Source organism: Planococcus sp. SE5232 (assembly GCF_050686535.1).
Classification (GTDB): domain Bacteria; phylum Bacillota; class Bacilli; order Bacillales_A; family Planococcaceae; genus Planococcus.
Window position 1 is genome coordinate 950,210 of record NZ_JBOGCP010000001.1, and the last position, 22,929, is coordinate 973,138.

The following is a 22,929-nucleotide window of genomic DNA, read 5'->3' on the forward strand; positions in this document are numbered from 1 at the left end:
GCGACCGAGGCGACTTAGAGAACCCTAAGAAAGCTGCAACTCCACTCTATTTTCTTTTTGTAAATATCTTTTAATATTTCGGTTGTCGTATATAATTTAGTTGTTAGACTATTTAGTCAAAAAGAAGAGGAGATGAAAAGATGGCGATCAGCAGAAAAATTTCCATGATTCTCGCAGCGTTTGTCCTCGTTCTCAGCGGATTGTTTGCAGCCGTTCCAACACAGGCGGCAGCCGACGAAGTGACGAGAGGCGAGTTCATCAAGCATTTGGTGACGTCCCTGAAACTGGATTTAGGGGACGGCTCGACCATCAGCTTCAAGGACGTCGATAAGGAGCTGGCTCCATATGTTGAAGCGGCTTACAACCTGAAGTTGACGAGCGGAAAGTCCAAGACGGTCTTTGCGCCGGATGAAAAACTGTCCCGTGAGCAGGCGTTTTCAATCGCTTCACGCGCAGTCATGACGGACAAAGTCTATTCGACAGGCTTATTGAGAAATTTTAAAGATAACCGTTACTTAAGCAAAAGCCTGTTGAAGGACCTGGCCAAAGGAGTCGGCATCGGCCTGCTCAAAGGCTATGGTGACGGCACCGTAAAACCATCGAAGCCGGTTTCTCCAGGCGAGATGCGGGCGATTGTCCAGCGCTTGCTGAAAGAATACCAGCCGGTCGGCGGCAAGAATGTCACCTTGCGCATTCTGGGGACCTCCGACCTCCACACCAACTTCGTCAATTACGATTACTACCAGGACAAAGTATCGAACAGCCTGGGCTTGGCGAAAACAGGGGTGCTGATCGAACAGGCGCGCCAAGAAAACAGCAACTCGCTCCTATTCGATAACGGCGACTTGATCCAGGGAACGCCATTCGGCGGCTATAAAGCAACCGTCGACCCGATCGAAGAAGGCGAGCTGCATCCGGCCTATGCCGCACTTGATTCGCTAAATTTCGATGCATCGACTTTAGGCAACCATGAATTCAACTTCGGCTTGGATTATTTGGACGAAGCGCTGGATGATGCACCGTTTCCAGTGCTGAACGCCAATGTCTACGACGCTGAAACGAATGAAAACCGCTACGAACCCTACACGATCATCGACAAGGAAGTGGTCGATGGCAAAGGCAAGAAGCACACGATTCAAGTAGGTGTCATCGGAGTCGTCGCTCCGCACATCATGAAATGGGACCGCGCGCATCTTGAAGGAAAAGTGATCGCCGAAGACGCAGTCGAATCGGTTGAGAAATTCCTTCCGGAAGTGGAAAAAGCGGGAGCGGACGTAGTCGTCGTCCTATCCCACTCAGGAATGGGTGACGAAACCCATGAAATCGGCGAAGAAGACATCACCTACCAGCTTTCTGAAGTGGAAGGCGTCGACGCCATCATCACCGGCCACAACCACGATGTCTTCCCGGGCTCTTACGGCGACTTGAAAAATGTCGACCAACAGCAGGGGACCATCAACGGCACACCCGTCGTCATGCCGGGCAATTTCGGCAGCCACTTAGGCATCATTGATTTGCAGCTGTCGCAAAAAGGCAAGGAATGGAACGTTGAATCGGGCAAAGCGCAATTGCGTGAAATCGATGCCGAATCCGACGTCGTCGCACAGCAAGTCATTGACGCTGTCAAAGAAACACACGAAGCGACCATCGAATACGTACGCAGCCCGGTCGGTGAAACCACAGCACCGATCAACAGCTACTTCTCACTGGTTCAGGACGATCCATCTGTCCAGATCGTCAACAACGCACAAACCTGGTACGTCGAGCAGCAGGTAGCGGGTACAGCCAATGCCGACTTGCCGATCCTATCTGCAGCAGCACCGTTTAAAGCGGGCGGCCGCAATGGCGGAAACTATTACACAGACATCGCAACCGGTGAAATCGCCATCAAAAACGTCGCCGACCTTTACGTCTTCGACAACACGGTATTCGCCTTGAAACTGACAGGCAAAGACGTCAAGGAGTGGTTGGAAATGGCTGCAGGGCAATTCCAGCAAATCAACCCGACAGCGACAGGCGAACAGCCATTGATCAACAACGATTTCCGCACCTATAACTTTGACGTATTGGACGGCGTCACCTACGAAATCGACGTCACCGTCCCTGCCAAATACGACGCGGAAGGCGTGCTGGCGAATCCAGCTTCCAACCGCATCAAAAACCTGTCCTATGAAGGTGCGCCGGTAACCGATGCCCAGGAATTCCTGGTCGCAACGAATAACTACCGCGCAACCGGCAACTTCCCAGGCGTCACCGATGCCGTGGAAGTCATCGACTACGCCTATGAAAATCGCCAGGTCATCATCGACTACCTGCTGGAAATCGGAACCATCGACCCTTCAGCAGACGCCAACTGGAAATTCGCACCGATTGCGGGCGACCAGAACATCGTCTTTGAAACCTCGGCCAACGCACAAAGCCTGATCCCAGAAGGCAGCGGCATCACTTACGTAGCCCCAGCTGCCAACGATTTCGCCAAGTACCGAATCGTGATCGAATAACACAAAGAAAGCTTTCCGCTCGTTGCGGAAAGCTTTTTTTTATTGTGCGGGTGCCTGGCCCCCACACAATTTGGACAGGGTTCCATAAGTCGCTTCAGCTTAGAGTGTTGCGGGAATACGCAACAAATTTCTTTTGTGTGGGAGGGAGAAGTAGGCGTGGAGTGAATTGTGTGAGAGTTGTGCGGGTGCCTGGCACCCACACAATTTGGACAGGGTTCCATAAATCGCTTCAGCGCTTAGGAGAGGGTTCCCGCAAGAAGCCGGGCAGCGCTCCGCTTGCCAGTCTTCTTGCTCCACCCCCTCCATTGACGCGCCTCTGCTTAGAGTGTTGCGGGAATATGCAACAAACTACTTTTGTGAGAGGGAGATAGTGGGCATGGGGTTCTAAAATCGCTCGGCAGCGGTGGTGCACGCGCCTTCGCTGGGCTTGGACAAGCCGTGACGGGTTCTACAGGTGTTTTTTCTCTCTCTAGATGAAGAGGTGACGTTTCTATTCAAGGGCTTGAACTCCGTAAAACCAGTGAGATCCATGTAGAAATGGAGTAAGTTCAGGTAGGAAGTGGGATGCTTCAGGTAGCCGCTCTACAGATTGAGATAGGAACCCTGAAGATGAAGGTACAGCCGCACAACGTTCATGTAAAGTTTTCAACGCGTCACTTACTCGATCCAGTTCACTTTCCATGATGCCGGCTTTTCGTAAACGAAAAGCAAACGTACAGGAAATACCCCTTACTACCGCTCTCATGGGTACAACAGGGGAATTGTTTGAGAGTTGTTTGGGTGCCAGGCACCCAAACAATTCCCGAACAATTCACTCCACAACACCCAGTAGACAGATTGTGTATCCCACAACACCCAGCTGAGGCGCGTCCACGGGCTGGGCGGAGCGATGAGACGAGGGTTCTTCTCGGCTCATGGCGTGAGCCATGCCCTAAGCGACCGAAGCGACTGATAGAATCCTACTAAAGCTAAATTATTGCCCAAGCGAAGGCGCGTGCACCACCGCTGCCGAGCAACTCCAGAACCGCTCGCTATCTACCACCCACCCCCAACCCAAAACCAATTTCACTAAATCCTGTAATCATGATATGATAGTTTAGTTAATGCTTAAGAATAAAAGGAGAACATGTCTATGAAAATTGCGGTATTATTGCCTTGCTACAACGAAGAAATGACGATCGGCAAAGTGATCGACGACTTTAAACGAGAACTTCCAGAATCGACAATATACGTCTACGACAACAACTCGAAAGACAAAACCACCGAAGTGGCGCTGGCCCACGGGGCAGTCGTTCGGCAGGAACCGCGTCAAGGGAAAGGCAACGTCGTGCGTTCGATGTTCCGTGAAATCGATGCGGACGTCTACGTCATGGCCGACGGCGACGATACATACCCGGCGGAATTCGTCCACAACATCATCAAGCCCGTGATCGATGGGGAAGCCAACCTGGTCATCGGCGACCGCCTGTCCAACGGCACGTATTTCAATGAAAACAAACGGAAATTCCACGGGTTCGGCAACACGCTTGTCAAAAACCTGATCAACCGTCTGTACAAGAGCAACATCAACGACATCATGACCGGCTATCGCGCGTTTGACCGCTTGTTCGTCAAATCGCTTCCAGTCACAAGCCCGGGCTTTGAAATCGAAACCGAGATGAGCATCCATGCGCTGGACAATAAATTCCTCATCAAGGAAGTCGCCATCGATTACCGCGACCGCCCGGAAGGCAGCGAATCAAAACTCAACACCATCCAAGACGGCATCAAAGTGTTGCGCATGATCTTCACGCTTTTCAAAGACTACAAGCCTTTATTGTTTTTCTCATGCTGGGCAGTCCTGTTCTTTATCCTGGGTCTCGCTGCAGGAATTCCTGTCATCGTTGAATACATTCAAATCGACTTTGTAACGCGCATCCCATCCGCCATCCTGGCAGTCGGCTTAATGATGCTGTCCACTTTGGCATTTGCCTGCGGACTTATCCTCGACACAGTCGCCGGCACGCACCGGAAACAATTTGAACTTGAATTGATCCGCATCAGTGACCGGATAAAAGGTGATAAAACTCTATGAAAAAAACGTACCTACTGGGTGCTGCATATTTTGTTGCAGCACTTTTCCTTGCATTTACAGCCATTTTTTATTTCCAACCGATCCGAAACGCGCATCCGGTACTGATCGGTGCCGTGACGCTCGTGCTGTTCGGACTGCTTTTTTACAGCCGTTCGTTCGTCCAAACCGTCAAAAATTGGCCGCGCGGCAAAAAAATCAGCCTGGCTATTTTCATGCCGTTGTTCACCGTTCTCGCAGGGCTCAGTCTGCTCGGCAACCAGGAATACCTGGCCGATAACCATTGGCTGATCAAAACAGCCGTCTATATCGGCTTATTCCTGACGATTGCACTGATCGTCATTTCCATCATCAAACTGCTGCTCAGCATCCGGATGCCGGAAGGCGAACAGAAAGTGTCGCCGCTCTACGTGCTGCTTTACATGCTGCCGATGCTCGGCGCTTCGCTTGTAATGTTCATCGCTTTCTATCCTGCCGCGATGACGCCGGATTCCCTATCTCAATGGGAACAATCCGAAACCCGTGAGTTCACCAACTGGCATCCCGTGATGTTCACGTGGCTCATCATGTTCCTGAGACAAATCTGGGACAGCCCGGGCATCATCGCTTTATTCCAAATCTTCGCCTTAGCGTTGACGATGGGGTATATGGGCTACCTGATGAAACGTTTCAAGGTCAATTCGTGGATCATTTGGGCCGTGCTGCTTGCCGCTGCCATCGTTCCGGTCAATTCGATCATGTCGATCATCATCTGGAAAGACGTTCTCTACAGCGTTTCTTTATTATTTTTCTCATTATTGATCTTACTGCTCGTCAAAACAAAAGGACTGGAGACAAAGAAAGTTTCCTTCGTTCTTTTATTCCTTTTAGGGTCGTTCATGCTGGTATTCTTCCGGCACAACGGTTTCCCGGTATTCGTCATCACCATGATTGCGGCGCTCATCATGTACCGCCGCATGTGGAAGCAATTGCTTCCGATGACGCTCGGCATCATCATCATCCACCAGGTTATCACCGGCCCGGTGTATACAGCGCTCGACGTCGTGCCGTCCGATCCGCAGGAAGCACTCAGCATTCCGACCCAGCAGATCGCCAATATCGTCACCAAAGACGGCGACATGACCGAGGAGCAGCGGGAATACATCAACCGCCTGATGCCGCTCGAGCTATGGCCGGAGAAATACAATCCGTCCAGCGTCGATCCGATCAAATTCTCATGGGGCGAATACGACCGCTTTGTAATCTACGACGATCCGAAGCTCTACGCCAAGCATTGGGCGCAGCTGGTCATGCAAAATCCCGGCCTTGCCATCGAAGCCTTTCTCGATGAAACTTCCTTGGTCTGGCAGATGCGCTTGGAAGAAGACGGCCACATGAACCGTTTCGTCACCAACATCTACCATGGCAATGAATTCAAGCTGCTCAATACCGTCATTTATCCAAAAGTCACATACGGCGCCCAGCTTTATTTGAAAGTGGATACCGAAGCCGAAGAGTTCCTCTGGCGTCCGGCTGTCTACCTGTTCCTGATCACGCTGTTCATCTATGTCGCCTATTTGCGCAACAACTGGCGCATCTGGCTGATCCTGTTGCCGATCGCCTTGAACACGGCGGCGGTCATGGCAACGATGCCGGCCCAGGATTTCCGTTACTTGTTCAACACATCGCTGTTCATGTATGCGGCTTTCCTGATCAGCCTCATCAATTTCGGTCCCAAAGGTGGGCATCTTCGTGAATAAGCCTGAAAAAACGGCACCCATCGGCATCCTGCTGATGATCCTTGCCGCCGTTTCGACGGCGACCGGGCAATTGCTGTGGAAAATGTCCGACGCCATCCTGGATTTGCACATGCTCGGCGGCTTCATGCTGTACGGCATGGGCGCAGTCCTGATGACCGCGGCTTTCCGTTTCGGCAAACTGTCCGTGCTGCATCCCTTGCTCAGCCTGGGCTACGTCATCGCCATCTTTTACGGAGCCTTGTTTCTGAATGAAGCCATCACGTTCAATATCTCGATCGGCACCTTGCTGATTTTGATCGGCGTCATCGTTATCGGGGGTGACAGCGATTAACATTCTCTTGATTTTATTGCTGGTCATCATGACCTGGGTGGGCGCATTCGGCGGCTACTTCCTGAAAAAAGCATCATCCTTCAATATCAACATGGAACGCAAAGCCTTCATGCTGCGCCTGCTGTTTGGGGTGTTCCTCTACGGCGTCAGCGCCATCCTGAACATCGTCGCGTTGAAGTTCCTGCCCTATACGGTCGTCTTCCCATTGACGGCGATCACGTATATCTGGACCATGCTCATATCGTATTTCCTATTAAAAGAACGCATCGGCACCCGCAAAGTCGTGGGCGTCCTGCTGATCGTCACCGGCGCGTTTGTGCTGGTCGGCTAATAAGCGAAAGCTGCAGAAAGACTCGGATTGACGAGCTTTCTGCAGCTTTTTTTGAATTGTGCGGGTGCCTGGCACCCACACAACTTATTCGGGTTCTAGAAGTCGCGTTGGTGCTCTGGAATGGACTCCCGCGCTAAGCCGAGTAGCTGAAGTGCGCTACTAGTCTTATCGCTCCGTCCACTCCTGGACGCACCTGCCGCTGGGTGGCGGGGAATATAACAGCAAACGTACTGATGCGTGGTATAGGAAGAAGGTGAGTGGTTCTGCAATCGCTCGGCGTGATGGTGCACACGCCTTCGCTTAGAGAGAAAAAATGATTCGGGTTGTCTAAGTGGAGCACGGTGAATTGAGGTAAGGATGGGAATTGTTCATGTAAAGGAGCAAAAGATTCAGCTATACATATAAAGAGTTCAGGTAGCCGCTCTAAGAGTTCAGCTAAAAGCCTCACATATTCAGTTAGAACTCCCGAAAGCGCAGCTGCTTTGCGGAGTATCGGTTCATATAAAACACTTCATCAACTTCATGCATACATAATTTATCTCCACTATCCTCCATCTTACCCCCAGAAGAAACACATGTACAACGAACCACTCCTCAGGTCCTAAAGAATCATACAAGCTTTCAGAAATAAACGCATTAGAACAAAAAAATATAAAATATTTTCCATTTAACTATATAATCACTACCATTTAGATAAAAAATATATCTAAAGACTGGTAAATATTAAGATTTATGATGCAAAATATCCAATAACATTGTATACTAATTAAATATTTAGAAAATAACGTCTTTTAACCTACATTTAACTTTAAGATTCTATTATATAAGAAATAACTGGTACAAAAGACGTGTCGAGTAGGTAGATGAAACCACTCAGCTCGTCCCGGAATCACCTAATCGAGCAAGGGAGGCGGACAGCTATGAGCGCCAAAACTATATTGATCACCGGTGGCCACGGATTTATCGGTTCCAATATGATCCACTACTACTTAAATAAGTACCCGGATTATCAAATCGTTAATATTGATTATAACACCGAAGCCGCTAATCCGGGAAACATGCATTGCCCGGATCAGAAAAACCGCTATGCCTTTCACCGCGTCGATATCCGAAATGTCTATGCCATCAATCATTTGTTCGAGCATTACGACATCACCGATATCATCCATTTCGCAGCGGAAACGCGCAGCAGGGAAAACGTCGGAGAAATTCGACTCTACGAGCAGACCAATGTGCTTGGCACGATGAACCTGTTGTACGCCGCACAAAGTGCGTGGATGGACGCTGCGCATCAGCCGAAGCCAGCCTATAAAACCGCGCGTTTCCATCACATTTCCTTGATGGACTCGGGACAAAACACGCTGTATACCCTGAGTAAAACCAACGCCGATGAGATGATCCAAAGCTTCCATGAAAAATACGGGTTGAACGTCGTTACGACCGCAAGTCCGGAAATCTTCGGGCCGATGCAGCAGGATGATGCACTCGTTCCTCTTTCAATCCAGCAAGCGCTGGACGGCAAGCTGGAAATCCTGGAAACGGATGGGAAAGAGCGGGACTGGCTGTTTGTCAGCGATTTATGCGAGGCAATCGACACCGTCTTCCATTTAGGCGACGCGGGGAAACGATACGAAACAGGCTCCATTGCACGCTTATCGGACAAGGCGATTGTCCAGCAGGTCAATGCCTTATCGAATGGAGATTTCCCGGGAAATAGCCTGGATACAGCAGGTGTCGGACAAACGGATGTGCCTATCCAATCCACAACAGCTTCCACCCATCAAAGCCAGATCCCAGGATTTGAACCAGCTATTCCGTTTCAAACCGGGTTGTCGATTACGCGTGACTGGTACACCGAAAAATACAAATATGCAGACTTGGCCAAAAAACAATAGTAGACATTCCATCAGATGAGGTGTTTTCATGATTACATTCAGCAGCGACAATTTCTTCAACTTTGAAAGACGGACACAGCCGATCCAATCGATTGCGCTCATCCATAAGAACATGAAAGTAGGGGGCGTGGAAATGCTGGTGGTCCGCATGGTCAAATGGCTCAGCGCCCGCGGCTATCATGTGACGCTTTTCCTGTTCAGCAGCGGGGGGCCTCTGCTGCGAGAGCTCGAGTCAGTCAAAGGCGTGACCATCGTCGTTGATGAAGATCCGAAAGATCCTTCAGTCAATCTTTGGCTACTTACCAAAATGCTGAGTATGCGCCTCGACAAACAATTCGACCTGGTTTATTCGTTTGGGCCGATGTCGTTCCTATTGTCATATCTATTGCCTGCGACAAAGCGGATGTCCGGCGTCTACCATCCGGAAAGCTACAAGCAGGAGCGCATGGGGGGAGTCGTCAAAACTTTGAAATTGATCGATCCGAAATTCTACAAAAAACTACTGTTTATGAATCCTTCCATTAAAAAAATGACAGAAGAAGCCATTGGTGCGCCATTGGACAATGCAATCTTTCCGATGCCGCTCGATTTTTGCGGTCCAACCAAAAGCTTATGCAACTTCAACTCGCGGCGCATCGTCTCTATAGGGCAACTGGCGCATTTCCGCACTTATAATTATTATATGGTCGACATCATGGAAAAGCTGATCAAGATCGATCCGGAATTTACCTATCACATCTACGGAACAGGGCAAGGCGAAGACGACCTGCGCAATAAAATCGCCGAATCTTCTGCGCGCGACCATATTTTCATGCATGGGGCATTCACCTATGCGGACAAAAAACGGGCTTTGCAAGATACGTTTTGTTTTGTCGGCATGGGGGTTCCGTTGATTGAAGCATCAGGCTGCGGCATTCCGGGCATTACAGCCAAGATCAACGATTGGGACGGAGTAACAGAAGGCTTTCTCCATCAATTGCCACCATACGAAAGCGGCGATTCGTTCTCGAAAAACAGCGAGTTGTTCAGTGTCCAGGCGCAAATCGAGAAATTGCTGTCGAGTGAAAAAGAGTACCAGAAAATCTCCAAATGGGACCGCATCAAAGCGCGTGAATTTGAAAGTGATCACGTGATGGAGAACTTCATCAAAGAAGCTGAGACCAAGCGATTCTCGTTCCGGTTGCATTAAGGATGACGCCGAAACCTTAAAGTACGAGTTGACTGAAAGTTTAAACGATAAAAGTAAGTAGTTCAAATATCAAGAATTTACAAACGAAAACATGACATATAGACTAGTAATGAAGAACTGGAAGCCTTATAATGTAAATATAAGAAGAGAAAAGATGCGCAAGACCTATATAAACCAGTGGGAAGTGAGGTGAAGGGCTTATGACGAAGTATGACGCTTATAGAGAAGAAATAGAGCAGCGGCATAACAAAGCCTTGGTGGAAGTCATGAAGGACCTCTATATCAAGGACAATGTGGGCCCATCTGTTGGTGCCAAACAGCTTGGCATGCCGAGACAGGCCTTTGTGTATTTTGTTCGTGAATACGATCTAAAGAAACTCAAATTCGGCGATTCTAAAAAAAAAATGATGATTTTGCCGATGCGCCAGATGATCCAGTAAACTGAATCATTCACCTGAGCCCGCTCCTGACCACAGGAGCGGGCTTTTGTGTGGGGAAAAAGGTAAATTGTGTGTGAATTGTGTGGGTGCCTGGCACCCACACAATTCACACACAATTTATAGAACCCAACTAAAGTGATTATTCTCCAAGCGAAGGCGTGTGCACCATCACGCCGAGCGATTGCGGAATCACACGCTAACTTTCCACACTCAAAACCAGACAAGTTTGCTGCGAGTCTTACAAAACCAAGCGGCAGGTGCGTCCAGGAGTGGACGGAGCGATAAGACGAGTAGCGTACTTCAGCTACTTGGCTTATCGCGGGAGTCCATTCCAGAGCACCAACGCGACTTCTAGAATTCATCAAAACCTAGCACCAGAGCGACTTATAGAAAATCTCAAAAAATCCTCTGCCAAAAGAAAAAGAGCGCCACCCCGAAACGGGGTTGCACTCCTGACTCACCAAAATTACATATTCAGATGTTCTTTCAACGTCGACTGGATCTCCGCCAACTCGGCTTCGTCCATCATGTAATACCAGATGCCATTGATCGTCTCTCCGTAACCATCCTCTACCATCAGCTGATCAACCGTACCGATCGCGTCGCGGTAGTTCGACTGCACATCCATCATCTCGTCAAACGTCATATTCGTGCGGACGTTATCGCCAAGGGCAGTAAAGATGTCCTTATAGTTCAGCAAGCTATTCACAGACGCCCCTTTTTTCATGATGCCCTGGATCACTTGCTTCTGGCGATTCTGTCGGCCAAAGTCGCCTTCCGGATCCTGTTTGCGCATTCTTACATAATCCAACGCTTCTTCGCCATTCAACTCAATCGTACCTTCAGCAAACCCGTCAAATGCCAATGTATTATTGACTTCAACCCCATCAACTGCATCAACAATGTCCTTAAAGCCTTCCATATTCACTTGCATGACATAATCTATCGGAATGTCCAACAGATTCTCTACAGTCGCCATCGACATTTCGATGCCGCCGAATGCATACGCGTGGTTGATCTTATCCATCGTGCCGCGTCCGACGATCTCCGTGTACGTGTCACGCGGAATCGACACCATCTTCGTCGATTGTTCCGCTGGATTAACCGTCATCACAACCACAGTATCTGAACGGCCGCGGTCGTCTTCCCGTTCATCGACACCCAGCAGCAAGACCGAAAACGGATCTTCCTGACTCAGGTCAACAGCCTGGTCCGTCGTGCGTTTTTCCGAGGCTTCTCGTTCAATCGGCTCGTGGATTTCTTCTAATGTGTTCGTGAACGTGCTATATACCGTAAACAGGTAAATCCCAAGGCCGATGACGATCAGTCCAAGAATCCCGACGATCCACGGCCATTTTTTCTTCTTGTTTTTTTTGTCTCTTCTGCTCATCTAGCTTTGCCCCTTTTAGTTGGCGATAAAATACGCCTGTAATTCTTCTGCCCATACCTGTGCGCCTTTGTTGTTCGGTAATCCGTCTTCCGCCAAATATTCCTTCAGCAACTCATCATCTGTATCTGGCCACGCGGACCAGTGATCAATATAAGCATAACCGTTTGTCGACGCAAATTCATTCAATGCGGTCACTTGCGATAAATAATAGCCGGCGCCGTAAATCGGCTGCGGGGGATGGAGGACCACTAGCGCGTCTTCCTTCTCAGCAGTCAGTGCAGCATCAAACTCTCTGATGTGCTCGCGTTCCTGTTCGATGGCGATGCGGTCGTTGTTCATCAACGTCATCGGCTCGAGCAACACCACATCATAGCCTGCCGACAGATCGACATTCGCCAGGGATTCAGACGTTCCTTCTATAGAAACGATATCCGTCTCGATAAAGTTTCCATACGCTTCCGCTAAAGACGCTTCCAATTGCTCCGCGTAGCCAGGTTCACCCGATGCCAACGCGGCAGAACCCGCAATCAGCAACTTCACGCTTTCGCCTTCGCTATTTCGTGCTTCAAAAATCGCCTGAACCTGTGGATCCATATTAGCGATCAATCCTTCAACGTTCACAGAATCGTCATTTGTTTCGATTTCCGGTTCTTCTTCTGCTTTATCAGCAGACTGGGCACGCGCTTCCTCCGGTTTATCCAATACATTTTCAAGTTTATCCTGCCAGGTCAAATAGCTGAATACTAATGCAATGACACACACAAGTACAGCCAAAACGGCGCCAATTTTATACAATTTCATCGAATACTCCTTTCAAAAAACATCCATACTTACAAATAAAGATAGCATAATTCATTCTAATAGCCTATAAAACATTTTAAATTTGGAAGTTCTTTCGACTCTTTCCTATGCTATACTATTTTAAGTTGTTTATAAAAGAGACTGGCAAGAATATGCTAATTAAAGGAGATACTTACTACATGGAAGAAACCATCAGCTTACAAGACCTGTTCAAAACCCTGAAAAAACGGGCCGGGTTAATTGCACTCATGACGATATTAGCCATCACCATCGCGGGCGTTGTTTCTTTTTTAGTCCTGACACCGATGTATGAGACTTCCACACAGATCCTGGTCAACCAGGAACAGACAGAAGCCAGCCAATTGACGAACCAAAACATCCAAACCGATCTTCAATTGATCAATACATATTCAGTCATCATCAAAAGCCCAGCGATATTAGATGAAGTATCAAGCCAGTTAGGCCTTAATATGTCCGTCGAGCAGCTGAACAGCAAAATCACCGTCGCAACTGCTGAGAATTCACAGGTGGTCAACGTGACGGTACAAGACGAAGACCCGGCACAGGCAGTGGAAATCGCCAATAAAACGGCAGAAGTCTTTGAAGGCGAAATCATGGGATTGATGAACGTCGATAACGTTTCGATCCTCTCACCAGCGGTACTGAAAGAAAACCCATCACCGGTCGCACCGAACCCGATGTTGAACATGGCGATTGCCGCAGTGATCGGCTTGATGCTGGGAGTCGGCATTGCGTTCCTGCTTGAATACTTGGATACGTCCATTAAAACGCAACAGGATATAGAAGACATCTTAGGTATTCCGATGCTTGGCGTCATTTCTCCTATTAAAGAAGAAGCCAAGTTGGATGAACCTACTGCATCATCTAGAAGAAGGGCGGTGTAACGCTATGGCAAGAAAGAAAAAAGTCCTGCAGGAAACTGCACGTAAACTTATCGCATTCACTACACCGCGTTCGTTCGTAGCGGAACAATTCCGTACCTTGCGCACCAATATCAACTTTTCATCACCGGATGCAGAAATCCGTACACTCGTTGTAACGTCTGCAGCACCGTCAGAAGGAAAGTCGACAACGTCCGCAAACCTGGCCGTCGTTTTCGCACAGGAAGGCAAAAAAGTCTTGTTGGTGGACGGCGATATGCGCAAACCGACGACGCACTATACCTTCCGTATGGGGAACACGGTTGGTTTGTCGAGTGTATTGACGCGCCAAAATTCCATCCAGGAAGTCATCCGCCCAACAGCGGTTGAACGCCTGGACTTGATGACGTGCGGTCCGATTCCGCCGAACCCGGCAGAACTGCTTGCTTCCAAGTCAATGACGGCATTGATCGAACAACTGAAAGAAATGTATGACTTGATCATCTTCGATGCGCCGCCTGTTCTTTCCGTAACCGATGGACAGATTTTGGCGAACAAATGCGAAGGCACGATTCTGGTCGTCAGCTCGGGCAATACCGAAAAAGAAATGGCGCTGAAAGCCAAAGAAGCCATCGAGTCATCAAACAGCCGTCTGATTGGTGCGGTCCTGAATAATTACGCTCTGGCAAAAGACAGCTATTATTATCAATATTACGGGAATGCAGAGTAAAAAGGATTTTCCTTTTTACTTTTTTTTAAGCGCACAAGGAGGAACAAGAAATGATCGATACCCATGCCCATATCCTGCCCGGTCTTGACGACGGAGCGGAAACGATGGAACAGACAAAACGGATGTTGGAAAAAGCGGTTGACGAACAGCTGACCGGCATCATCGCCACACCACACGCCTTTCACCCGAACTTCCAAACAAACCTCGCAGCGTTAAAAAAGCAATTGGAGCTGGTCAACAGTTATGTCGCCCAGGAACAGTTGCCGATTAAAATCTACAGCGGTCAGGAATGCCGCCTGAGCGAAAAGCTGCCGGAAAAGCTGCTGGCAAAAGAAGCGTTGACGATGGCAGGGTCCCGTTATGTGCTGCTCGAGCTTCCGTCATCCGGCATACCCGCTTACACCGTCCCGATCATCCAACAATTGATCACCAATAATTACGTGCCGATCATCGCCCATGCCGAACGCAACCAAGGCATCATTGAAAAGCCAGAACGTTTAAAGAAGCTCTTGCTCCACGGGGCGATGGCGCAAGTCACAGCGGGATCCGTTGCCGGAAGCTTCGGCAAAGCCATTCAGCGTACGGCCATGACCCTGATCGACGCCAACTTGATCCATGTCTATGGATCGGATGTCCACAGCCTGGACAAGCGGCCATTCCTGTTCAATGAAGGCCTGGATTACCTGGAGAAAAAGAAGCAGCACGACATGGTCGATATTTTTCTAGAAAACAACGAACGCATCCTTTTGGACGATCATCTGCATGTATTAGAGCCCGATGACATCCAGAAAGGGAAATGGTGGAATATATTTGCTTAATAAATAATATAAAAGTATTAATTTGTTTTTTAAATCCTATCATTTCCATTTCATAGTATGTTAGAGTTAGATAAGATTTTTACAAAGCTATGTATATAGTACTGGGAATTGAAAGGATTGACTGCTTTGTCGTTGAAAAACCGTGTGTCTTTATTACTAATCGTTGACTCATTAATTGTATTTTTCTCAATATTTGTCGGTTATTATGTGCTTTACCCCTACGAGGCTGTTTTGCAAAACCAATTCCTGATGGCAAGTGCCCTGACAATTTTCATCGCACATCACGCGTTGGCGATGTACTACAGCTTGTACCGGAAAGTTTGGGAGTACGCTTCAATCGGAGAATTGACGTCCATTTTTAAAGCGGTCAGCTGGTCCATCGTCGTAATTGGTCTAGTCCAATACATGTACAGAGGCGATGTCCTATTCCGTGCTTTAGCCATTACCTGGATGCTGCATCTCATCTTGATCGGCGGATCACGCCTGTCTTGGCGGCTGTTCCGAGATAACAAGATGAAACCCAAAAGTTCAGAACTGAAACGAACGTTAGTGGTAGGCGCCGGGAAAGCGGGCAGCTTAGTGGCTCGCCAATTACTGGCCAATCCAGAAAACGGCCTGTTGCCGGTATTATACGTCGATGATGACAAAAACAAACAAGGCCTTGATATTTACGGTGTCCGGGTCGTTCACGGCAACACGAAAGACGTTGCGGACATTGCGAAAGACAATTTGATCGATACGATCATCATCGCCATTCCTTCACTCGGCAAGCAGGAAACCGCCGAACTGATCAAGACCTGTATGGACTCCGGTGTCCGGACACAGACGATTCCCCTCATTGAAGACATCATGACGGGGAAAGTCTCGGTGACGGATATCCAGGACGTTAAGATCGAGGACCTATTGGGCCGCGATGAAGTAAAACTGGATATGAACAAGATTGCGAACCAACTGACCAGCAAGACGATTCTTGTAACAGGTGCAGGTGGGTCGATTGGCTCTGAAATTTCACGCCAAATCGCTCGCTTCGGCCCGAAAAAGCTTTTGCTTTTAGGCCACGGAGAAAACTCGATTTACTTGATCGATATGGAGCTTCGCCAAAAGCTGGCTCCCGATACGGAAATCATCCCAATCATCGCAGACGTCCAAGACCGAGAACGTATCCTGGAAATCATGAAGACCTATAAACCGGATGTGGTCTACCATGCAGCGGCGCATAAGCATGTGCCCTTGATGGAAGGAAACCCGATGGAAGCGGTCAAGAACAATGTTTACGGCACGAAGAACGTTGCGGAAGCTGCGCATTTGATCGGCGTAGGCAATTTCGTTATGGTTTCGACAGATAAAGCAGTGAACCCGCCGAACGTCATGGGGGCAACGAAACGCTTCGCGGAAATGATCGTCCAGAACCTGGCGAAACGCAGCGACACGAAATTCGCAGCGGTGCGTTTCGGCAATGTACTTGGTTCGCGTGGATCGGTTATCCCTTTATTTAAGAAACAAATCGCAGCTGGTGGCCCGATTACCGTGACAGATCCACGCATGACTCGTTATTTCATGACGATTCCTGAAGCATCACGCTTGGTTATTCAAGCAGGAACATTGGCTGAAGGTGGCGAAGTGTTCGTCTTGGATATGGGAGAACCTGTGAAGATTGTTGATCTGGCACAGAACTTGATCCGCTTGTCCGGTTATTCAGAAGGCGAAATCGGCATCAATTTCTCTGGGATACGTCCTGGAGAGAAATTGTTTGAAGAGTTATTGAATGACAATGAAATTCAGACTGAGCAGGTGTTTCCGAAGATTTATATTGGGAAGGCGAATCCGGTTAGTGAGGGTGAGTTGACTTATCTTTTAGAGAAGTTGCCTGATATGGAGAATGATGAGGTTAAGGATGTATTGGTAACTTTAGCTAATCGAAAAAATATTGATTTGAAAGATACAGGATTACTGAAAGTCAGTAATTAAAAATATATAGAATCTTGATGAATGATATGGATAGGTCAAGGAAGGATGCATGAAAAATGGCAGAACGAATTTTTCTTTCATCGCCTCATATGAGCGATGAAGGCTATGAACAGCATTTTGTAAAAGAAGCATTCGATACGAATTGGATTGCTCCACTTGGTACGAATGTAGACGGATTTGAAAACGAATTGGCAGCTAAAGTCGGATCTAAAGCTGCAGCAGCATTATCTTCTGGAACTTCAGCTATTCATTTAGCTTTAAAAGCAGCCGGTGTTGAGAAAGACGATATCGTTTTTTGTTCAACACTGACATTTTCTGCAACAGCAAATCCGATTATCTATCAAAATGCCATTCCGGTTTTTATCGATAGCGATTACGAGACATGGAATATGTCACCCAAGGCATTGGAAGAAGCATTTGAGAAGTATCCTCAAGTTAAAGCTGTATTGTTAGTCCATCTATATGGTTTATCGGCAGAAATGGATCAAATTTTAGCACTTTGCAAAAAATATAATGTTGTACTAATTGAAGATGCAGCTGAATCTTTAGGTACCTATTATAAAGGCCAACATACTGGAACATTCGGAGACTACGGAATCTTCTCTTTTAATGGTAATAAGATCATCACCACTTCAGGTGGAGGAATGCTTGTATCCAATAATCAAGAACGTATTGCTAAATCAAGATTCTGGGCTACGCAATCTAGAGACCAAGCAAGACATTATCAGCATAGCGAACTAGGCTTCAATTATCGGATGAGCAATGTTATTGCTGGAATTGGCAGAGGTCAGCTTAAAGTGTTGGATGATAGAGTCGAGAAGAAGAACTACATATACAATTTTTATAAGAACAATCTAAGCGACCTTGAAGGTGTAAAATTCATGCCAAATAACGAATGGGACAAGCCAAATTATTGGTTGAGTGCAATGACGCTAACAGGCAAGGTTCGACCGGTTGAAGTGATGGATGCTCTTGAAAAGGAGAATATTGAATCTCGTCCTGTTTGGAAACCGATGCACATGCAGCCTTATTTTGAGAAGTATGATTTTGTTGGCACGGATGTTTCGGAAAGATTGTTTGAGACTGGGGTCTGTTTGCCGTGTGATACGAAGATTACAGATGAGCAGTTGGAAAGAGTTGTTAAGATAATTCGAGGGTTGTGGGAGTAATTATGCAAAAGAACAAAGGTGGTATATATAGAAGGTTTTTCAAAAGGCCGATGGATTTTGTGCTTTCTTTGACTGCGATTATTATACTTAGTCCTGTATTTCTCATTGTGGCCATTATAGTTAGAACGAAACTTGGGAGTCCAGTTTTGTTTAAGCAGGAGAGGCCGGGACTGAATGAAGAGATATTTGAGATGTATAAGTTTAGGTCTATGACGGATGAGAGAAATGCTGAAGGAAATCTTATGCCGGATAGTGTTCGCTTGACTAAGTTTGGTAAGTTTTTAAGATCTACATCATTAGATGAGTTGCCTGGCCTTTTTAATATCTTAATTGGTGATATGTCTATTATCGGTCCACGCCCTTTGTTAGTTCAGTATCTGCCTTTGTATAATGAGCAGCAGAAAAAGCGTCATGAGGTTCGCCCAGGTTTATCTGGTTTAGCTCAAGTTAATGGGCGAAATGCTATTAGTTGGGAAGACAAGTTTAGGTTGGATGTAGAGTATGTTGATCGAATTAGTTTCACTGGTGATTGGAAGATAATACTTCTTACATTCAAGAAGGTCTTTGTACGAGAAGGCATTAGTTCTGATACTGCAGTTACTATGGAAGCTTTTAAAGGGAATGAAAAGCATGAATGAAAATCTAAAAGAAAACCTTCTTATAATCGGTGCTAGTGGTCACGGAAAAGTGGTGGCTGATATCGCATTGAAAATGAAAAAATGGAAAAAGATAGCTTTTCTCGATGATGATGATACTCTTAAATCTTCACTTGGTCTTGATGTTATTGGAAAATCAAGAGACTCTGAAGATTTTATTGCTGAATGGGATATTTTTGTGGCTGTGGGCAATAACTCTACAAGAGAAAAAATTCAACTAAGCTTGAAAACTTTTGGTGCAACAATACCTGTGTTAATACATCCGAATGCAGTTATAGGCGAGGAAGTTGAGATAGCTTCAGGTACTGTGGTAATGGCGGGAGTAATTATTAACTCTTCAACTAAAATTGGAGAAGGTTGCATAATAAATACGGCTGCTACTGTTGATCATGATAATTTGATTGAGGATTATGTACATGTTTCTCCGGGGGTTAATTTGGCCGGGAGTGTTAAAGTTGCTCTTGGCTCTTGGTTAGGAATTGGTTCTGTTGCAATTCAAGGTGTAAAAATCGGAGGTAATACAGTTGTAGGTGCTGGAGCCGTTGTAGTAAACGAATTACCCGCTAACTGTGTAGCAGTTGGTGCGCCGGCGAAACCTATCAAATTTATTTATTAAGTTAGGCTCTAAGAAAATTTCCTTTGGGGAGTGTAGTAATTGAATGTGCTTTTTCTAACGTTATTAGATTTCGAGTCAATCGAAGAAAGTGGAATTTACACAGATTTGATGCGTGAATTTGTGAATAATAATCACGAAGTTTATATAATATCTCCTAGTGAAAAAAGAAACAACAAAGCTACAAAACTGATTGATAAAGAAACACATAAAATACTCAAGCCACAGATTGGTAATTTTCAAAAAACTAATATTATAGAAAAGGCTGTATCGACCCTTACTTTAGAATTTGTTTTTATGCGTTCTATCAAAAAGCATTTTACCAATATAAAATTCGATTTAATAATTTATTCAACGCCTCCTATCACACTACAAAAAGCAGTGGAATATATAAAAAATAGAGATGGAGCAAAGTCCTATTTGCTGTTAAAAGATATTTTTCCTCAAAATGCAGTTGATTTAGGCATGATGAGCAAAAAGGGAGTTAAAAGTATTCCTTATCGCCTCTTTAAATCAAAAGAAAAAAAGCTATATAATAGCTCAGATTATATCGGATGCATGTCACAAGCAAATGTAGATTTCTTGCTAAAAGAAAATCCAGAATTAAATAAAGATATCGTAGAAATTTGTCCTAACAGTATTACACCAGTCGAAATAAAAATAGACGAGATAATAAAGAATGATATTAGAAATAAATACAATATTCCTTTAGATAAAACAATTTTTGTATATGGGGGAAATCTTGGAAAGCCGCAAGGTATAGATTTCTTGATAAAGTGCCTGGAAATGAACAAGATCAATAAGGAAATATATTTTGTAATTGCAGGTTCAGGCACAGAGTTTGGTAAATTAAATTCTTATTTCGAAAACAACGCGCCAACTAACGCTCAATTGTTTCAACAATTACCTAAACAAGATTATGAAGTCTTAGCTAATTCCTGTGATGTAGGTTTAATTTTCTTAGATCACCGTTTCACAATCCCTAATTTTCCATCCCGGTTACTATCGTACATGCAAGCTTCAATGCCAGTCTTAGCGGCCACTGACCCTAATACTGATATTGGCCAAGTTATAACAGAAGGCGAGTTTGGATATTGGTGTGAGAGCAACGAAATTAAGGTTTTTAATCAGAAAGTAAAAAAATTAAGTGACAAAGATCTAAGAGAAAAATTCGGAAAGAATGCCAGGAAATACTTAGAGGAGAATTATACTCCTAAACATTCTTATGACATTATAATGAGTCATTTTAAAAAATAGAAAGAGGTTAAAATATGTTTAAGAATAAGACGTTGTTAATAACTGGAGGTACAGGCTCATTCGGAAATGCTGTACTTAATAGATTTCTAGATACAGATATTAAAGAAATTCGCTTATTTTCAAGAGATGAAAAAAAGCAAGAAGATATTAGAAAGCGCCTTAATAACCCAAAAGTCAAATACTATATTGGGGATGTAAGAGATATTAATAGTATTAATACAGCAATGAACAATGTAGATTACGTATTTCATGCCGCTGCACTAAAACAAGTTCCTTCATGTGAGTTTTTCCCAATGGAAGCAGTTAAAACGAACGTGTTGGGAACAGAAAATGTATTGAATGCTGCTATTCAGAATAACGTCAAAAAAGTTATTTGCCTTTCTACTGATAAAGCCGTGTATCCAATCAATGCTATGGGGATTTCCAAAGCAATGATGGAGAAAGTTACTGTCGCTAAATCGAGAACTGTGAGTGTGGATGACACAAATATTTGTGGTACTCGGTACGGTAATGTTATGGCATCACGTGGGTCAGTGATTCCATTGTTTATCGACCAAATTAAAGCAGGTAAGCCTTTGACTATCACCGATCCAGAAATGACTAGATATTTAATGTCGTTGGAGGATGCTGTTGAATTAGTTCTATTTGCTTTCTTAAACTCAAATCAAGGAGATATTTTTGTGCAAAAAGCTCCTGCTTCTACAATTGGTGAACTTGCACAGGCACTTAAAGAATTGTTTAAAGTTGATAATCCAATAGAAGTTATTGGAACTCGTCACGGTGAAAAATTATATGAAACTCTTCTAACAAGAGAAGAAATGGCTGTTGCTACAGATATGGGCGGCTATTACCGTATCCCTGCTGATAACCGTGACTTAAACTACAACAAATACTTCACTGAAGGTGAAGAAGAGATTTCAGAAGGGTGGGAGTACAACTCTCATAATACGCACCGTTTATCAATGCAAGAAATAAAAGATTTATTACTTACACTTAATGTCGTTAAAGTAGAACTGGAAAAAATGGGTGTTACGCAATGACAAAAATTTTAGTGACAGGTGCTAATGGATTTGTTGGTAAAAACTTGGTAGCAGAATTGAAAAATCAAGGTCATGAGGAATTGTATCTGTTTAATAGAGAGAATTCTAGCGAAGACCTTGAGAGATTTACAAAAGACTGTGATTTTGTCTATCATTTGGCAGGAGTGAACCGCCCTGTAAATGAAAGTGAATTCATGGAAGGGAATCAAGGCTTAACTTCCCAATTGCTCCAGTCTCTTATAAAAAATGAAAACAAAGCGCCAGTATTGATTACTTCTTCCATACAAGCTGAAAAAGATAATCCATATGGTCAGAGCAAAAAAGCTGGAGAAGATGAAGTATTTGCCTATTCAAGAGAAACAGGTGCAGACGCTTTTGTGTATAGATTACCCAACTTGTTTGGGAAATGGAGTAAACCAAATTACAATACGGTAGTGGCTACATACTGCTATAACATAGCGAGAAATTTGGATATCCAAGTAAACAATCCAGAAGTTCTTCTTGAATTGGCGTACATTGATGACGTAATGGCGGAATTTTCGAAAGCATTGGAAGGCAATCCAACTATCATTGACGATTACTGTACTATCCCAGTTACTCATAGCATTAAATTGGGTGAATTAGCTGACCTGATTAGAACCTTCAAAGTAAGTAGAACATCTTTAGCAGTTCCTGCAATGAGCGATGTCCTGACGAAGAAGTTGTACAGTACTTACTTGAGTTTTTTGCCTGAAGAATCTTTTTCTTATGATTTGAAGATGAATGTCGATAATCGTGGGTCTTTTACGGAGTTTCTCCGCACACCGGACCGCGGTCAAGTTTCAGTGAATATATCTAAACCAGGTATCACTAAAGGAAACCATTGGCACCATACTAAAAATGAAAAGTTTCTGGTAGTAAGCGGAAATGGGTTAATTAGATTCAGAAATATTGATTCAGAAGAGATTATCGAATACTACGTGAATGGTGACAAACTGCAGGCTGTTGATATTCCAACAGGATATACACATTCGATCGTTAACGTAGGAGAAACAGACTTAGTCACAGTTATGTGGGTGAATGAAAGCTTTGATCCTGAAAAGCCGGACACTCATTATTTGGAGGTTTAA

General features: G+C 45.4%; 20 protein-coding genes. 18 read left to right on the forward strand and 2 right to left on the reverse strand.

What is annotated here, in order from left to right; all coding sequences use genetic code 11:
- Positions 1-140 precede the first annotated feature (140 nt).
- From ACRC6Q_RS04445 to ACRC6Q_RS04480, 8 genes are all read left to right on the forward strand, one after another.
- Positions 141-2,501 carry a bifunctional 2',3'-cyclic-nucleotide 2'-phosphodiesterase/3'-nucleotidase gene (locus tag ACRC6Q_RS04445; RefSeq protein WP_431465892.1) on the forward strand — a complete coding sequence of 787 codons (2,361 nt, stop codon included), beginning with the start codon at positions 141-143 and terminating at the stop codon, positions 2,499-2,501.
- 1,132 nt (positions 2,502-3,633) lie between these two features.
- Entirely contained in the window at positions 3,634-4,575 is a 942-nt protein-coding gene (locus tag ACRC6Q_RS04450; RefSeq protein WP_223634689.1) for a glycosyltransferase family 2 protein, read from the forward strand.
- Positions 4,572-6,311 (forward strand): DUF6020 family protein, encoded by a 1,740-nt coding sequence (locus tag ACRC6Q_RS04455; RefSeq protein WP_431465893.1) that lies wholly within the window; start codon positions 4,572-4,574, stop codon positions 6,309-6,311. The genes ACRC6Q_RS04450 and ACRC6Q_RS04455 overlap by 4 nt, the downstream gene beginning before the upstream one ends.
- Entirely contained in the window at positions 6,304-6,642 is a 339-nt protein-coding gene (locus ACRC6Q_RS04460) for an EamA/RhaT family transporter (protein ID WP_223634683.1), read from the forward strand. Before ACRC6Q_RS04455 ends, ACRC6Q_RS04460 begins: the two co-directional genes overlap by 8 nt.
- The gene (locus tag ACRC6Q_RS04465) at positions 6,629-6,973 is read left to right on the forward strand and encodes an EamA family transporter (protein ID WP_223634680.1); all 345 of its coding nucleotides are present in this window, start codon (positions 6,629-6,631) and stop codon (positions 6,971-6,973) included. Before ACRC6Q_RS04460 ends, ACRC6Q_RS04465 begins: the two co-directional genes overlap by 14 nt.
- A 920-nt stretch (positions 6,974-7,893) precedes the next feature.
- A complete protein-coding gene (locus ACRC6Q_RS04470; protein WP_431465894.1) occupies positions 7,894-8,868 on the forward strand; it encodes a GDP-mannose 4,6-dehydratase in 975 nt (324 codons plus the stop codon).
- 28 nt (positions 8,869-8,896) lie between these two features.
- Positions 8,897-10,057: a glycosyltransferase gene (locus ACRC6Q_RS04475; protein WP_431465895.1), complete on the forward strand. Its 1,161-nt coding sequence runs from the start codon at positions 8,897-8,899 to the stop codon at positions 10,055-10,057.
- A gap of 200 nt (positions 10,058-10,257) precedes the next feature.
- On the forward strand, positions 10,258-10,497 hold the full coding sequence (locus tag ACRC6Q_RS04480) for a hypothetical protein (RefSeq protein WP_223634673.1): 240 nt from the start codon (positions 10,258-10,260) through the stop codon (positions 10,495-10,497).
- 466 nt (positions 10,498-10,963) lie between these two features.
- Here ACRC6Q_RS04480 and ACRC6Q_RS04485 read toward each other — a convergent pair whose 3' ends face one another.
- Positions 10,964-11,887: a LytR family transcriptional regulator gene (locus ACRC6Q_RS04485; RefSeq protein ID WP_431465896.1), complete on the reverse strand. Its 924-nt coding sequence runs from the start codon at positions 11,885-11,887 to the stop codon at positions 10,964-10,966.
- A 15-nt stretch (positions 11,888-11,902) separates the two neighbouring features.
- Positions 11,903-12,688, reverse strand: coding sequence for an SGNH/GDSL hydrolase family protein (locus ACRC6Q_RS04490; RefSeq protein WP_431465897.1), 786 nt, complete (start codon positions 12,686-12,688; stop codon positions 11,903-11,905).
- 179 nt (positions 12,689-12,867) lie between these two features.
- On the opposite strand from ACRC6Q_RS04490, the gene ACRC6Q_RS04495 reads away from it, so the two are divergent.
- The 10 genes from ACRC6Q_RS04495 (at position 12,868) to ACRC6Q_RS04540 (ending at position 22,929) form a co-directional block, all read left to right on the forward strand.
- A complete protein-coding gene (locus tag ACRC6Q_RS04495; protein WP_431465898.1) occupies positions 12,868-13,593 on the forward strand; it encodes a YveK family protein in 726 nt (241 codons plus the stop codon).
- 4 nt (positions 13,594-13,597) lie between these two features.
- The gene (locus ACRC6Q_RS04500) at positions 13,598-14,299 is read left to right on the forward strand and encodes a CpsD/CapB family tyrosine-protein kinase (protein ID WP_298824685.1); all 702 of its coding nucleotides are present in this window, start codon (positions 13,598-13,600) and stop codon (positions 14,297-14,299) included.
- Between the two features lie 50 nt (positions 14,300-14,349).
- Positions 14,350-15,117, forward strand: a complete 768-nt coding sequence (locus ACRC6Q_RS04505; RefSeq protein ID WP_431465899.1) for a tyrosine-protein phosphatase — start codon at positions 14,350-14,352, stop codon at positions 15,115-15,117.
- A 126-nt stretch (positions 15,118-15,243) separates the two neighbouring features.
- Positions 15,244-17,085, forward strand: coding sequence for a polysaccharide biosynthesis protein (locus ACRC6Q_RS04510; protein ID WP_431465900.1), 1,842 nt, complete (start codon positions 15,244-15,246; stop codon positions 17,083-17,085).
- A 56-nt stretch (positions 17,086-17,141) separates the two neighbouring features.
- The gene (locus ACRC6Q_RS04515; RefSeq protein WP_431465901.1) at positions 17,142-18,254 is read left to right on the forward strand and encodes a DegT/DnrJ/EryC1/StrS family aminotransferase; all 1,113 of its coding nucleotides are present in this window, start codon (positions 17,142-17,144) and stop codon (positions 18,252-18,254) included.
- A 2-nt stretch (positions 18,255-18,256) separates the two neighbouring features.
- Positions 18,257-18,892 (forward strand): sugar transferase, encoded by a 636-nt coding sequence (locus tag ACRC6Q_RS04520; protein WP_431465902.1) that lies wholly within the window; start codon positions 18,257-18,259, stop codon positions 18,890-18,892.
- A complete protein-coding gene (locus ACRC6Q_RS04525; RefSeq protein ID WP_431465903.1) occupies positions 18,885-19,526 on the forward strand; it encodes an acetyltransferase in 642 nt (213 codons plus the stop codon). The genes ACRC6Q_RS04520 and ACRC6Q_RS04525 overlap by 8 nt, the downstream gene beginning before the upstream one ends.
- 45 nt (positions 19,527-19,571) lie before the next feature.
- On the forward strand, positions 19,572-20,780 hold the full coding sequence (locus ACRC6Q_RS04530) for a glycosyltransferase family 4 protein (protein ID WP_431466320.1): 1,209 nt from the start codon (positions 19,572-19,574) through the stop codon (positions 20,778-20,780).
- A gap of 14 nt (positions 20,781-20,794) precedes the next feature.
- A complete protein-coding gene (locus ACRC6Q_RS04535) occupies positions 20,795-21,820 on the forward strand; it encodes a polysaccharide biosynthesis protein (RefSeq protein ID WP_431465904.1) in 1,026 nt (341 codons plus the stop codon).
- The gene (locus ACRC6Q_RS04540) at positions 21,817-22,929 is read left to right on the forward strand and encodes a capsular polysaccharide biosynthesis protein CapF (protein WP_431465905.1); all 1,113 of its coding nucleotides are present in this window, start codon (positions 21,817-21,819) and stop codon (positions 22,927-22,929) included. Before ACRC6Q_RS04535 ends, ACRC6Q_RS04540 begins: the two co-directional genes overlap by 4 nt.